14 protein-coding genes and 1 pseudogene are annotated in these 15036 nt (G+C 40.8%); 9 read left to right on the top strand and 6 right to left on the bottom strand.

The window, feature by feature from the left end:
* Window positions 1-42: 42 nt before the first annotated feature.
* Genes MKY84_RS00675 through MKY84_RS00665 form a run of 3 tightly spaced genes read left to right on the top strand, consistent with a single transcriptional unit; the run spans window position 43 to window position 4769 of the window.
* Window positions 43-1446, top strand: coding sequence for an ABC transporter permease (locus MKY84_RS00675; protein WP_342527056.1), 1404 nt, complete (start codon window positions 43-45; stop codon window positions 1444-1446).
* A gap of 11 nt (window positions 1447-1457) precedes the next feature.
* Window positions 1458-2954 carry an ABC transporter permease gene (locus tag MKY84_RS00670; RefSeq protein WP_342527053.1) on the top strand — a complete coding sequence of 499 codons (1497 nt, stop codon included), beginning with the start codon at window positions 1458-1460 and terminating at the stop codon, window positions 2952-2954.
* 21 nt (window positions 2955-2975) lie between these two features.
* Window positions 2976-4769, top strand: coding sequence for an ABC transporter substrate-binding protein (locus tag MKY84_RS00665; RefSeq protein ID WP_342527052.1), 1794 nt, complete (start codon window positions 2976-2978; stop codon window positions 4767-4769).
* A gap of 86 nt (window positions 4770-4855) precedes the next feature.
* Here MKY84_RS00665 and MKY84_RS00660 read toward each other — a convergent pair whose 3' ends face one another.
* Entirely contained in the window at window positions 4856-6223 is a 1368-nt protein-coding gene (locus tag MKY84_RS00660; protein WP_342527051.1) for an RQC-minor-2 family DNA-binding protein, read from the bottom strand.
* A 175-nt stretch (window positions 6224-6398) separates the two neighbouring features.
* On the opposite strand from MKY84_RS00660, the gene pxpB reads away from it, so the two are divergent.
* From pxpB to MKY84_RS00635, 5 genes and pseudogenes are all read left to right on the top strand, one after another.
* Window positions 6399-7061, top strand: coding sequence for a 5-oxoprolinase subunit PxpB (gene pxpB / locus MKY84_RS00655; RefSeq protein WP_342527050.1), 663 nt, complete (start codon window positions 6399-6401; stop codon window positions 7059-7061).
* Window positions 7054-8013, top strand: coding sequence for a biotin-dependent carboxyltransferase family protein (locus MKY84_RS00650; protein ID WP_342527048.1), 960 nt, complete (start codon window positions 7054-7056; stop codon window positions 8011-8013). Before pxpB ends, MKY84_RS00650 begins: the two co-directional genes overlap by 8 nt.
* Window positions 8003-8788 carry an IclR family transcriptional regulator gene (locus MKY84_RS00645; protein WP_342527047.1) on the top strand — a complete coding sequence of 262 codons (786 nt, stop codon included), beginning with the start codon at window positions 8003-8005 and terminating at the stop codon, window positions 8786-8788. The genes MKY84_RS00650 and MKY84_RS00645 overlap by 11 nt, the downstream gene beginning before the upstream one ends.
* A complete protein-coding gene (locus tag MKY84_RS00640) occupies window positions 8763-9518 on the top strand; it encodes a 5-oxoprolinase subunit PxpA (RefSeq protein ID WP_342527045.1) in 756 nt (251 codons plus the stop codon). Before MKY84_RS00645 ends, MKY84_RS00640 begins: the two co-directional genes overlap by 26 nt.
* A 12-nt stretch (window positions 9519-9530) precedes the next feature.
* A pseudogene (locus MKY84_RS00635) lies at window positions 9531-10145 on the top strand (divalent metal cation transporter); the annotation flags it as partial.
* Between the two features lie 76 nt (window positions 10146-10221).
* Here the strand turns inward: MKY84_RS00635 and MKY84_RS00630 are convergent.
* A complete protein-coding gene (locus MKY84_RS00630) occupies window positions 10222-12657 on the bottom strand; it encodes a PAS domain S-box protein (RefSeq protein ID WP_342527043.1) in 2436 nt (811 codons plus the stop codon).
* Between the two features lie 68 nt (window positions 12658-12725).
* Window positions 12726-13295 carry a hypothetical protein gene (locus MKY84_RS00625; protein WP_342527041.1) on the bottom strand — a complete coding sequence of 190 codons (570 nt, stop codon included), beginning with the start codon at window positions 13293-13295 and terminating at the stop codon, window positions 12726-12728.
* 221 nt (window positions 13296-13516) lie between these two features.
* Between MKY84_RS00625 and psiE the strand changes: the two genes are divergently transcribed.
* Entirely contained in the window at window positions 13517-13978 is a 462-nt protein-coding gene (gene psiE / locus MKY84_RS00620) for a phosphate-starvation-inducible protein PsiE (protein WP_342527039.1), read from the top strand.
* Window positions 13979-14090: 112 nt separating this feature from the next.
* Here psiE and MKY84_RS00615 read toward each other — a convergent pair whose 3' ends face one another.
* From MKY84_RS00615 to MKY84_RS00605, 3 genes are all read right to left on the bottom strand, one after another.
* Entirely contained in the window at window positions 14091-14255 is a 165-nt protein-coding gene (locus tag MKY84_RS00615; protein ID WP_342527038.1) for a hypothetical protein, read from the bottom strand.
* Window positions 14256-14322: 67 nt separating this feature from the next.
* Window positions 14323-14478 carry a hypothetical protein gene (locus MKY84_RS00610; protein WP_342527036.1) on the bottom strand — a complete coding sequence of 52 codons (156 nt, stop codon included), beginning with the start codon at window positions 14476-14478 and terminating at the stop codon, window positions 14323-14325.
* Between the two features lie 70 nt (window positions 14479-14548).
* Window positions 14549-14866, bottom strand: a complete 318-nt coding sequence (locus tag MKY84_RS00605; protein WP_342527034.1) for a metalloregulator ArsR/SmtB family transcription factor — start codon at window positions 14864-14866, stop codon at window positions 14549-14551.
* Between the last annotated feature and the right edge of the window lie 170 nt (window positions 14867-15036).

The following is a 15036-nucleotide window of genomic DNA, read 5'->3' as shown; positions in this document are numbered from 1 at the left end:
GAAGGGGGGTTGAATTTTTTGCTTAGAAAGGAGTGCGATGAGGTGAATGTTGCTCAGTTTATGGAGTCTAATTACCGCAAAGCAACAGGGCATAAAGGAACGCATCTTCTAGTTATTCTTCTTGGTTTACCTCTACACTTCATAACATTCTTCCTGTATCTAATTCGTCGCCCATCTGGAGATTATGAACAGGCAGTTGCTAGTGAGAAAGACAACCTCTCCAACGATTTGCGAGAAAAATGGTTTTTGGATTATCTGTCTCAAGAACAAGCGAAAGACAAAGCGTTTCAGCTAAGCCAGTCCTCAGAGGCGCTTGAACAAACGGCACGCCAGCTTACAACAGATCACGAGAGTCGCCTTGTCGCAGCACACTTAGAGAAAAAAGGAATCAAACCAAATCGCTATGCTGACTTTACGGCAGACTGGATTGGACGCCCATTATTCTTCTGGATAACTGCCATTCTTGGGGTCATCATGTATGTCTATCTAGCAGGTAGAAGTCAATCGTTCGCTTGGTTCGTGTTTGGTCGTCTCGTTCAAACGGTGTTTGTGATTTTGGGAGTCGCTGCATTCGTTTTTACAATACTCTACATATCGCCTTTAGATCCGGCACGGAACATTTTAGGAGTTGAATCAACGCCAGAACAAGTGGCCAACTTCAATCGAATCTATGGATTGGATCAACCGTATCTTGTCCAGCTTTGGAATGCTCTTCACAGCTTATTTACATTTGACTTGGGTACATCATTTGCTGGAAGAGAAAATATTACAGCAAGTATCGCTTCCAAGTTCCCCGTCACTTTGACGATTGCATTATTCTCGCTACTGATGGCTATCATCATTGCGATTCCAGCAGGGATTGTATCCGCACTACGTCCAAATACGTACTGGGATTATACGTTTATGATTGTGGCTCTGATTGGACTCTCGATTCCAAGCTTTTGGCAGGGGTTACTCTTCATTTTAGGCTTTTCTATCAATTTGCAGTGGTTCCCCGCAACTTATAGTACGTCCAATTGGTTGTCTCTAGTCCTACCAATAGCTGTACTCGGAACATCTATAGCAGCTTCGATTGCTCGAATGACCCGGTCTTCCATGCTAGAGGTTATTCATGAGGATTATATAGTAACAGCAAAAGCAAAAGGACTAACGGAGCTTCAAATCGTTTCCAAACATGCTTTGAAAAACGCTATGATTCCTATCATTACTGTAATTGGTTTGCTGTTTGGCGGGATGCTGGGCGGGGCAGCCATTACGGAGAAGGTATTCAATATTAGCGGTATCGGTAGCTACATCGTAGACAAGCAGTTCATCCCTGATATTCCTGCACTCCTTGGCGGTGTCGTCTATATTGCAATTGCCATTTCATTAGTAAATTTGATTATCGATATTTTGTACGCGTTTTATGATCCACGGATACGCTCGACGATGAAGAAGAAAGGATAGGAGGGGCGACATTGAAGCAAATCACAAATGACGCCCTGCGTCTGAAACTATCGCAAGATTACCGCAATGCCAATTTCACCTGGGTCTTTACATTACTATTTACACTTTTGTTTTTAGCTTACAGTTATGACTTTTCAGAAGCTCAGCTTCGAATGCCAGTAGTTAGTTTGTTAGCTATTTATGCTGTCACTACTATTTATGTCCTATTCATTGCACGCAAAATTAAAAAAGATGTGGTAACCAAAGGAGAAGTTGTAAAAGGAACCCGTCTTCTAGCCTATCCACTCTTACTCACAGTGCTTGTAGGAAACATATTCGCTGCAGGATTTGCATTCTCTCTTGCGAGTCGAAACCAAACACCTGAATATACATTTGCTGTCTATGCACTTCTCACACAGCTGTTTGTAATTGGTATCTCTGCACTTAATTTATTTAAGCCGTACGTTGTCGATACTTTTCTGCTCGCGATGGGTGTATTGCTAGCGGCAGCCATAATTTATCTGGTGCTCATCATACTGACAGCAAAATTTGTATCAGCAGAATCAGCTCCTAAGTGGATGCTCATTCCAAGCATTTTGCTTATAGCCACTGTTTTGACAGGTAACTTCTTTGCTTTCCTACTAGGGTATTCGTTACTAAAGAAAATCATTTCAAAAAATCCGTCGTCCATTGAAAAATGGAATTCGATGTGGGTGAAGATTACGCGAAACACAATGGCTATCTTCGGGATGTTCTTTATCACCTTTATCTTTTCCCTATCTGTCATGAGTGAATGGCTTTTCGATTATGACTTTGCTACACAAAATAACTATAGTGCGATTTTGCAAAATCCATCGCTTCTTTATCCACTCGGAACGGACGATTTTGGTCGAGATTTGTTTTCGCGAATTGTCTTTGGTGCACAAATTTCATTGATAGTCGGCTTTGCTTCCACTGTCATTCCTGCATTAATAGGAGGGACGTTGGGTGCTATTTCCGGCTACTTTGGGAGAAGAACAGATTCTATCATCATGCGGTTGTTGGATATTTTATATGCCGTCCCTGGAATATTACTAGCTATCGCTATCATCGCAGCCTTTGGAGCAAATACTGTCAACTTGATCATTGCCTTGAGTGTTGGCGCTATTCCAACCTATGCACGAACGATGCGGGCGACAGTCATGCAACTCTCCAATTTGGAGTTTGTAGAAGCTGCACGAGCACTCGGTGCATCAGATGGTTCGATTATTTTTAAACAGATCGTTCCGAACTCATTGGCCCCAATGATTGTAAAAGCTACTCTGACGATCGGGGGAGCCGTCATTGCTACCAGTAGTTTAAGCTTCTTGGGACTTGGGATTGAACCCCATATTCCAGAATGGGGAAATATCTTAAAAGTGGGGAGTACGTATTTAGAAACCCACTCATACGTTGCGATATTCCCTGGTATTTGTATCATGCTTCTTGTACTATCATTTAACTTTTTTGGAGATGGCCTGCGCGATGCGCTTGATCCAAAAACAAATTAACCTAGAGGAGGAACAGACATTATGAAGAAATTTTTTGCGGTTGCCGCTGCGGCGACTTTAGTATTAGCAGGCTGTGTCGAAACGAAATCAGATAGTGAATCAGGGGGCGTGTCAGAAACGGCTACTGCTGAGAAACCGGTGATTGAAGTATTAGGTATGGCATCGAATGAGCAAGACATGAATATCGTTCGTGACCAACTTTTAAAAAATGGTTTTGAAGTTACTTTAAACATTCAGCCAGATTACGGTTCATTCTCTTCTCAAAAAGATGCGGGGAACTATGATGTGGCAGTTTCGTCTTGGACGACTGTAACTGGAAATCCTGATTACTCAGTTCGTGGATTGTTTAAGTCTGACGGTGCCTCCAGTGTCATCGCTGATGAGCAACTTGATGAACTAATTGATGCAGCTAGTGCGGTTACTGGTGAAGAAGCAGTAGAAGCGTACAAAGCAGTGGAAGAGCTTCTAGTATTTGATCAAGCCTATATTGCCCCACTTTATATTTCAAATAAAGCACAGGGGATTTACTCAGCAGAAGTGAACCCAGATACGGTACGTTTGTCAAAATCACGTGCACAGGCATGGGAAGAGATTTCATTTAACGACGAATCGTTAAACGCATCTGAGACATTGGTATTGCACCAAGCAATTGGTTCATTAACTTCTCTGGATCCGGTCAAAGCAAATGACGGATCTATCAATACATTAAACACTAATATGTACTCACGCCTTGTGAACCTTACAGATGAGGATGAAGTGGTTTCAGAAGACTCTCTATCTTACAACTACGCAATGACAGAGGATAACTCAAATTACTACTTTATCCTACGTGACGATATTAACTTTGCAGCTGTGGAAGATGGGCAAGCGGTCGATACAGGAGACTTAGTTTCAGCAGAAGATGTTGTATTTTCATTGAACCGTGCAAAAGATCCTGAGTCAGTACCAGATCACCGCACATATAGCCTTCACGAAAACATGGAAACTGTTGAGATTGTAACGGACCTTGCTGAGCTTGAAGGAGCTGCAACTCCAGACGGTGAAAGTGTTCTAGAAGCATTGTCTCAAGAACTTCCAGCAGATATTACGGCGCTTGTTGCTTCTGAAGACGAAGTGGATAACGCTACTGGAAACTACCAAGTTGTAAAAGTAACAACAACTCAGCCATTCCCACAAGTTCTCAACTACTTAGCACACCAATCAGGTGGTATTGTTTCTGAACAACAAGTTTCAGCAATCAATACATTTGACGTGGCAAGCTATGATCCAAATAGCGACATCGCCTATGGTGATCAGTCAACAATTACAGAAGGCGGCTCTTACGACAACCAGTTATTTGCGAGTGGACCTTATATCTTAGTACAGAAAAATGATTATGAAGCACAATTTGTGAAAAACCCTGCGTATCGCGCTGGTTCTGAAAATGCACCACTAATTAATGCAGTGAATGTTCGTTTTATTGATGATAACGACAGTGCATTGTCTGCATTACGTAACGGGGAAATTCACGTTCTTCAAACAGTTCCAGATACAAAGTATGATGTTGTGAATTCAGACGACAATTTGACGCTGAAACAAGCTGACAGCAACGGTGTGAGCTACTTACAGTTCAACATGTCAGGTCGTGAAGTATCAGAGTCTGCAGACCTTCGTAAAGCGGTTCTGTATTCTATCAATCAACAAGATTTCATCACGTATTACCAAGGGAACAAAAAGCCAGCTGTTTCAACAGTATCGCCTTTAGTCGATACAGGTTTAACATTTGAAGCGGATGCGGATAAAGTAAAAGAATTCCTTGATGCATACGCACAATAAATAAAAGGTTCTAATCAAATAAAAAAGCATTTTCTCTGTGTTTTAAGAGAAAATGCTTTTTTTGAATTTAATTTCATTAGTACTGATTACCAAAAGCTTTTAATCGCTTGAGGGATTAATTTTTTAGGCCAAGGCCGCAGTAGCCCGAAGATAGGAGACAAATGCAGATTTAAACTGCGTACTTTACTTGTAGCCTCTCCTTTTAAAACTTGTATCAATAAATGAAACGTCATTCCTTCGTCCCGTGAGAGGTATTCCTCGATAACATCAACTTCATTCTCATAGAGGGTGTATCCCTTAGTAGAGAAGTAAACAACCTCATTTGAAGCATCTTGATTGTCGGTACTCAACTCTTCAGCTCGCTCATTTTCAAGAAGTTGCTGTAATTCTTCTTGTGTAGTGGCAAGATAGGGCTGAACAAACCGAAGACTATCAATCGTTGATAACTTCACATGTTGCAGAGAGAGCAGAGATGGCTCGACAGGCGTGTCTGGAAATTCTGCAGCAGAGATAGAGGCCACTAGTCGGTGGACTGGACCCTGATTTTCATCTAAAGAGTTATGTGGGAACCACTGTTGAATCGTATGGAGCTTTTGTAGCGCTGTTATGACTTTAGGTGTTCCTTCAGCAAGCGCATCGAATTGTCGTTCGATTGTAGCTATGCGTTTGACGGCTTGTTCAAATGGTACCTCTTGTTGAAGAGCGACTCGATCTTCCATCGGAAAATAGTCATAGTTCATCGCACATGCTTCACAGTTCACTTGAAAACTTGGATAGTTTTTAGAAATTGTTAGGGTGATTGCATGATTACATGCGTGATATCTTGCATCTGGTGGAAGACTCCTATAAGGACGTAATACAATCTCCACACGATGGCGCCAAAATGCCACATCTTCAGGAGGATTTAATACACCGAGAAGCATGGAACGATTTAGCCGCTCTACCGCTTCAATGATAAGGCGCTTGTTGGAAGCCAATTGAATGAAAGGGTGTTGAGTGTAAGCTACCTGTGCTCTTTCTTTCCACTGTTTTTTTGTGAGTGAAACAAGCTTTCCGGCAAATGCATAGCGACTAAGTTGTTCAGCACAATAGGAGTCAAACTGATTTGGTGATAATTTAGCTAGATTTTTGTCGTCAAAATGAGTGGTTTTCGGTGTTAGGTGAAGTCCTTGCTTAGTTCTTTTCTGCAAAAAATAGTCTGGTTGAATCAAATAAGGGTAAGCAATTTGATCTGCGACAACAGCAATCGGGAAAACACCAATTGGGAGCTGCGTCAACTTTGCGATTAATTGAAGTTCATCGGTAGATAATACAGTCATTAGTTTTTTAAAGGTGGAATTTAACTGGTTAAGTAGCGATTTAGATGAGAGGCCGACAGGTAGTTCAGCGCCGATTGGCAGTAAATAAAGATGGTCAAACGGCTGGTCCTTGAAGCCTAATTCAGAAAGTGACATAGTAATTCCTCCTCTACTTTTAGTATAAGGAGTTTTTTACGTGTCCCCAAAGAATTTGCTCTTGCTATTTTCAGAATAATTCAACGAAATGTTGCAAGGGAAGACGTTGTCTTGTAAGATAAATAAAAGTCTCGGAAAATGGAATGATTGTTCCGAATAATGGGATGGTGAATCGATGAAATCATATTGGCTTTCAGAAAATCTGTGGATCATACGTTACGAACAAGAAACTAGTACAAGTGCACGCATTAGATCACTTGAAAAGCTACTAATTGATCAATTTTCACATTCAATTGTTGAAACCGTTTCCACGACAACAACTTTAGGAATTTATTTACAGCCTACATTACCGAAGGATTCAATCGATAAATTGACAGGTGAGTGGTTGAGACTCGCAGAAATCAGCAAAGAAGTGGATGAATTACAACAAAGAATTGTCGAAATCCCCGTGCTCTATGGAGGAGCTGAAGGACCAGACTTAGAAATCGTCGCCCGACATGCTGGACTTTCAGAAAAAGAAGTTATTGCCCTGCATACATCTGTCGTTTATCCAGTACAAATGATTGGCTTTGCACCCGGGTTTCCTTATTTAGCTGGATTGCCAGCAGAAATCCATGCACCTCGAAAAGATCGGCCTCGTGAACGAATTGAGGCAGGTTCTGTAGGGATTGCTGGTTCACAAACCGGTGTTTATTCAATTGCCACGCCAGGTGGTTGGCAAATCATTGGAAGAACAGCAACGCAATTATTTTTACCTCACGAGGACCCGCCGAGTTTATTACAGGCCGGTGACTTTATTCGCTTTGTGGCCATAGAAAGGGAGGAAGCGCATGCTTGAAGTCATTCAGCCAGGACCACTTACAACAATTCAAGATGGAGGGCGTATTGGCTATCAACGCTACGGGGTTAGTGTGACAGGAGCTATGGATGTACAGTCTTTTCAACTCGCCAACCTACTTGTAGGTAATGCGATCGAAGAGGCAGTATTAGAACTTACCTTTGCAGGCGCTAAATTCATCTTTCATAAACACACGAGGATTGCTGTCACAGGAGGGGATACCTTACTATTACTCAATGGTGAACCCGTTAAATGTGGACGTCCTTTAGAAGTTGAGCCAGGCAGTGAACTACATTTTTCTAAGATGATTTCAGGATGTCGAGCTTATTTAGCGCTTGAGGGTGGCATTGATGTCCCACTTCTCATGAATAGTAAAAGTACATTTATACGAGCGGCTATAGGCGGCTTCAACGGACGAATGCTTAAAAAAGGAGACAGAATTCCTTATACTGAGCAAAAAACAGAGAAGTTAGTCTCAAGTGACTGGCATGTGACGACTGATCGCTGGTGGAATAAATCACGCATACGGTTGTTGAAAGGACCTGAGAGCTCTTTTTACTCAGAGCACCAATTAGAGGAGTTTGTTTCAACAACGTATTCAGTCACTCCACAATCGGACAGGATGGGTTATCGGCTTCAAGGAGCCCCTCTTTACGCTAGGGACACAAGAGAAATGATTTCTGAACCTGTTGCATTTGGCACAATCCAAATGCCTTCTAACGGGCAGCCAATTGTCTTGATGGCAGACAGACAGACCACAGGTGGCTATCCACGAATAGGCCAAGTTATCCGAGCAGATCTTTGCATTCTTGCACAAAAAAAGCCGGGTGACAGTATAGAGTTCGAATGGGTGGGGTTGGAAAAGGCACGAGATATCTCAGCAGCAGTAGAGCAATGGACGCAAGAGGTGAAAGTAAGCATTGATACAAGGAGGAGGCAAAATGCTAAATAAAACAGTCGTTAAATCTATGGAGATCCTTCATGTATTCTACGATAAAGAGACAGCTTCCCTAGCTGACATTATGGAGCATACAGGCTTACCAAAAACATCTGCTCATCGAATGGCAGAGACGTTGGTGGAAATGGGCTTTTTAGAAAAGAGTGAAGAGCATAAATACCGGCTAGGCTTGATTTTTTTGAAGTTTGGTTCTCTAGTTGCAGAACGACTAGATATACGAGAATTGGCTTTTCCGTTCATGCAAAGTTTACGAGACACATACGGCGAAGCGGTTAATTTGATTGTGCGAGACGGTCTTGAAGCTGTTTATGTTGAAAAAGCAGATACAAAAGAGAGAATTCGCGTTTTCACACAAATTGGAAGACGTGCACCTCTTTATGCAGGTGCCTGCCCGCGGGTAATCTTCAGTTATTTAACTGAAGATGAGCAACAGCAATTAGCAGATGAATTTCAATACGTGGCCTATGCGGATCAAACGCCGCTTTCAAAAAGCGAGTTGTTTGATAAAGTACGTGAGACGAGAGAACGTGGGTGGGCACTTAGTCATTCAGAGCTAGAGTCCCATTCGTCTGCTATCGCAGTGCCAGTAATTGATCATAACGGAGCTGTGGTTGCTGGCTTAAGCTTTGTTGGACCACAAGTTCGCTTCAATGAACAAACGCATTTAGAAAAATTAGCAAGAGCATTACAAAGTGTAGGGAGAGAAATTTCTCTCCAGTTGGGAGCAAAGGAGGAAATGGTCAATGCGCTCTATCGATTTAAATTGTGACATGGGAGAATCATTTGGTACTTACAGGTTGGGAGATGATACAGCGATTTTGCCGTATATCTCTTCAGCAAACATCGCATGTGGCTTTCATGCAGGAGATGCACATGTCATGCGCAAAACGGTGCAGTTAGCTGCTAAGCATAACGTCAGTATTGGAGCTCATCCTGGCCTACCAGACTTGCAAGGGTTTGGAAGAAGAGAAATGACTATTTCGCCCCAGGAGGCATTTGATTACACGGTCTATCAAGTGGGTGCATTACAAGCCGTCGCTAAAAGCTGTGGGACGACTGTCCGTCATGTTAAAGCGCACGGTGCACTTTACAATATGGCAGCACGTCAACCGCTACTGGCAGATGCTATTGTCCAAGCAATTAAGTCTTGTGATGACAAGCTTACTGTAGTCGGTCTTGCAGGAAGTGCATGGGTAGAAGCGGCTGAAAAACACGGTATGTCTCTTTCCCAAGAAGTATTTGCGGATCGACGTTATGAATCAGACGGTTCATTAACTCCTCGAACGCACGCAGATGCTGTTATTGAGGATTTGAAAGAAGCACTTATACATGTAGAGCGCATGGTTTTCGATGGAGTCGTCGAAACGCGACTTGGAGAATCAGTCCCAATTAAAGCAGATACCATTTGTCTTCATGGAGATGGTCCATATGCTGTAGAATTTGCCCGAGCTATTCATTCTTTATTTACTCGATTGGGAATTACTATTCGGCACGTTTAGGAGATGAGGAACATGAAAGATCAAGGAGTCTCATTGGCACAACAAGAACAAAAGAAAACCAGAAGTGTATTATTAGGTGCAGCGTTCTTAATGGCTACTTCGGCCATAGGACCAGGATTTCTAACACAAACCACCGTATTTACACAACAGCTTGCTGCAAGTTTTGGATTTGTTATTTTAATATCGATTTTACTTGATATTGGTGCCCAAACGAATATTTGGCGTATCTTGATTGTGGCAGAAAAGCGAGCGCAAGACGTGGCAAATGCAGTGTATCCAGGACTGGGCTATTTACTAGCCGGACTGATTGTATTAGGAGGAATTGCTTTTAATATCGGGAATATTGGTGGGGCAGGCCTGGGCTTAAATGTATTGTCAGGCCTATCACCTATTACCGGGGCGCTCATAAGTGCTGCTATTGCCATAGCGATCTTCTTGGTGAAAGAAGCAGGGCTGTTAATGGATAAATTCACACAAGTTCTTGGATTTGTGATGATTGGTTTAGTCCTATACGTAGTATTTCAATCAAATCCTCCGGTTGGAGAAGCGGTGCTGCGTACATTTGCTCCAACCCAAATCGACGTGCTAGCTATTGTGACATTGGTAGGTGGAACAGTGGGTGGCTATACATTGTTCAATCAATTACCTACATTATTTGAGTAACAAAAAAAGCGATGACCGGCGTCATCGCTTTTTGCACGTCTTATAAATCTTCATAGAATGTAAAACTAGTTATATGCGTTTTTTTCGATTTGTAAAGCGCATTATCAGCAGCAATAAAGAGTGCTTTTTTATCCTGTGCATCTGTTGGATACATAGAAATACCAATAGCGACTTGTATATCAATCTCATTTTGTTTATACATAAACTTATGAGTAAAAGCATGTAAAATACGGTGAACTACAACTTCTACTTGTTTACGAGAGCGTATTCCCTCTAATAGAATTCCTATTTCATCTCCACCTAGACGAGCAACCATGTTCTGCACGTGAACGCTTTCCGTTAACCGTTGTGCCATTTCAGCAATGACAGCGTCTCCGGCATCGTGTCCGTAAGTATCGTTAATTCTCTTAAACTGATTTCCATCAATAATGAGAAGGGCAATCCCGCTTTCAGTTAGGGGTTGGTCGACTAATTCTTGAAGCTTATCATCAAAAGCTCGTCGATTTGGTAAGCCTGATAAATGATCATAATAAGCCATTTGTTGAAGGGCTTTTTGCATTTGATAGCGTTCCGAGATATCTCGAGAGATGGTAATGATGTTCATGACGCGGCCACGTTCAATCACGGGACTGGTTACGACTTCCATCCATATATAATGGCCTTGCTTATGCTTCATACGAATTTCCATTGTCGAATGCTTGTTTGTAGAAAGCAAAAGCTGGAGGTGTTCTTGTACAACTGCCCGATCTTCTGGATGGACAAATTGAGTAAATCGTTGTCCTATGCATTCACTTGGTTCATATCCTAATAATGGAAAGGCCGAAGGAGATATGTAATCCGCTCGTCCGTTGCGATTGAAAACTTTAATAATATCAAAGGCATGTTCTGTGATGACTTTATACTTTTCACGGCTCTGATCTAATTCGCGTTGTGTATTTTTTAGATTGGTAATGTTGTTATAGACGACGTGAACTCCTGTAGGTGATCCATCCTCATCATAGACAGGGGTATAAGAGGCTAAAATGTCTAACACTTTTCCTGACTTTGTAATCCGCTGAGTCTCGTAAGATTCAATTGACTCAAAATGATCCAGTCGCTGCTGCAAAATTTCCATCTCTTGCGTAAGATGTTCAGGAACGATTTTGCGCAAGGTGTGGATGATTTCTTGTTCTTCATACTCGAACAATTGGCAGAATGCGGGATTGACACGAGACACCGTACCATCTAACTTCAACTGAAAAATAGGATTGATAGCGGTATTCCAAAGAGTCTCAAGATCCCGATTTTTTTCGGTTAGTACTAAATCTAATTCTTTCTCACGCGAGATGTCTTTAAACACACCGTAGGCACCAACAATTTGTCCATTAACACTAATAGGAATGTTTACAACAGATAGATAAATCACATGTCCTTCTTTATGATAAATAGCTGTCTCATGATGGATGGCTCGTTGTTGTTCTACAGAATCGATAAATGCTTGATTTGTACTTTCGGAATAAGCCGGGAGTATAAAACTTTGGAATTCCCGTTCAGAAGCATCTTGAAACTGGTAGCCTGTAATGGAAGATGCCGCAAAATTGCCGTCGACGAGCTTTCCTTGCAAATCGTAGGCAATAATACCGGCTGGATGTAAATCAAATAAGGATTTATAGCGTTGTCTATTCAATTCTGCTTCTTCTTTTAATTGGATATCATCCGTGACATCCATGCCGATGCCGACTAGGGACTCCACCACTCCATCTATAACGATTGGGATATTGGTGATATGGATATCAACAGAATGCCCATCTTTATGTAAGATCTTCGTATAATAGTCTTCATACACCCCGTTAAATCCTCGCAAGAACTTACTGTATGTTAAGTCTATGAAATCCGGATGAATGATGGAGGCAAAACCGTAATTTAATAGTTCTTCTCGTGAATAGCCAGTAATTTCAAGTGCCATCGCATTCAACTGAATGAATTGCCCCTCTGAATTTAATTCATAGACCGCGCGCCCATTATAATTAATGAAAGACTGCATACGAATTTGATTTAACTGTTCAATTTGACGAGACATGGCTAAATCATCTTCACTCTGTTGCAAGGTTGAAACATCTTGAACTACACCTAATATAAAGGTGACTAGGCCATCTTCGTTAAACAGTGGTGTCAGTTTACTTTCACCAGTGAAGAGCCCAGTAGGCGTTTGGACTCTTTGACGAAAGGTGATGGGTTGATGTGACTGCACAACACGTGAATAAGCTTGGTGTAAAGGAACTGACTTTTCTTCAGCGTGCGCAACGAGAATAGTTTTGCCAAGTGTATAATCGTTTAATCCTAGAATTTGCCGAGCTTTTTTATTAATAAATTGATATACAAACTCATCTTTTTGAACTTTCATCAGAAATACGAGGTCGGTTACATGGTCTAGCATCTGCGCAAGTAACTCAATATCTGTGTTTTGACGAATGATAGGCTTTTCCAGCAGAGCCACCTCCATTTTTTTGGATACTTTCCATTCCCTGTTGTGAAAAGTATACGGCAGGAGGCAGTATTTGTCTGTTAGTTTTTTTTGTTTTTAGCAGGCTTGTCCTGATTTTTTATCTCTTCCTCCGTATCCGTGGTGGAGGGTAAAAAAGGTTCGGGACAAAAATCCGTCCGTTTTCCATAGCGGATCATTTCATAAATGATCATCCCGTTATTTGGTTTCCCATTTAAAGTGCGCATAGGCACGACATCAAACAGAACATAATAGAAGATATAAAATATAAAACGGTCCCAAAAAGAGGACATCCCTTCCAGCACATCATTCACGATTAGCAAGTTTAGAGTGATACCTACGACTATATTTGTAAGTATTGGAGCTGAGTAGATGCAAACATAAATCCACTTGCTTTTATGTGTCAAATCATCATAAGAGAACCAACTATACAGGTGGTAATATTTGCGAATATCAATCATCCCGACTCGAACAAGTCGTGGCCCCGTACCGATAGTAATTCGGGGGTTTTTAATACCGAATAGCATACCAGCAATCACATAGCCAGATTCTCGTATAAAAACGACAATAGGCAAAATAATGAAAGCTGAAATAACGAGAGAAATAAAATCTGCAAAGCCAAATGTAATCATGCGAATTCCCTCCTTTTCATACATTATTGGAGTATACCAGTAGCAGCAGAACATGTATTGCAAAACCCTATCAAATTGGAAACGCTTACCATAAATAATGATTGACGAAAGGGTTGGGACAGCGTATAACTAGACTAATCAATGAAATGTTAGGAAAGTTTACATGTAGTTCAAAATTTCTTTATAGAAGCCGTGTATAGTTGAGTAGAGGAGGAATTGAGATGAGACGACCTTTCCCAGAAGCTACACCACTTGCTGTGATGGTACCTAAAGTTTTGCAAGTGTTTTTAAACATTGCATTGATTGGTCTAGCCATCACCTTGTCATTTTTGTTGATGCGTTCTTTGGTAGAATTTATTCAGCTATTATGGACAATGGAGTCTTACAGCTATAAATTGTTTCTAGCAGACATCCTCTTATTCTTTCTGTACTTTGAATTCATCGCAATGATTGTGAAGTATTTTAAAGAAGATTACCATTTTCCATTGCGCTATTTCTTATACATCGGGATTACAGCTATGACCCGTGTCATCATAGTAGAGCATGATAACCCAGTGCATACCTTATTGAATGCCTTAGTTATTTTTATCTTAATAGGTAGTTACTTTATTATCAACATGACACCGAGGGAACGACCAGATCCTGTACAGCCTCAAAAAAAATCCCTTCACCTACCTGGGTGAAAGGGATTTTTTACTTTTTAAATTTATTCTTAATAGTATTCCAGAGATATCTGACTAAAGATGTTTTCTGAGACGGGGAAGACATTTCATCTGAACGACTAATTCGCATAGATTATGCGATTGATTTTTGAGTGGATTTGAAAATGTTCCATTTTGAAAATCCAGTAACTTTCGTTGTAGATGAAGAAGTTGTGTTTTCCAAACGTTGATTTATGTGGAAAGCCACCTCATTTTGTTGTTCTTTCATTGATTCTCCAATTGTATAATAATTCATCATTGTTATTCCTCCATTATTGTGTGAATTTTTAATTAAACAAGACAATTTGATAAAAGCTGTAAAAAAATTAAGCCGAACGATTAGATTTGATTGAAAACCAGCTAGTCCATGAACGTGTTTTAGAGTGAGCTGCTGTTTGGTTACTCAAACGTTGCTGTGCTAAAAATTGGACGGAGTCTTGGTGATCTTTCACAGATTGTTGCATTGTATATACATTCATCATTTGAAATTCCTCCTAAATTGTTTGAATTATTAATTAAACAAGACAATTTGATTAAAAGCACAACCGAAAATTAGTTTTCCGGTTTGAATAGGCAGCATAACTCATCTGAGAGAAGTTGATTCAGCTCGTGCTGATTCAATTCATAAAAACTCCATGTACCGCTTGTTTCTCGCATTAGAAGATCAGCGTCTAAAAGAATTTTTAGATGATAAGATAACTTAGATTGTGTCATGTCCACAAGCGGAGCAAGGTCCCCTACACACATGGCACCTTTATTCGATAAGATGTTTAAAATTTGCAGACGTTTCTGATCACTAATTGCTTTAAACTTTTTCTCAAAAGTAGCAAGTGTATCAGAAGAGAGCGTGCAGTATGTCGATTCTTGCATCGAATTCACCTTCTAATATTCAATCAAATTTCCTTGATATACTCATCATACGACCCCTTAAGGTGCATGTCAACTATTTCATCAAAAAATATTGATTAATTGATAATGGTGAATTTTGAAAAAATTAATTGTTAGAATATGTCGAAAATAGGGGTGATTTTTCCTGGACA

Origin of the sequence: Chryseomicrobium sp. FSL W7-1435 (assembly GCF_038595005.1) — a bacterium.
Classification (GTDB): Bacteria; Bacillota; Bacilli; order Bacillales_A; family Planococcaceae; genus Chryseomicrobium.
Note: the sequence above shows the minus strand (reverse complement) of the source record. Positions and strands in the feature narration are given on the sequence as shown.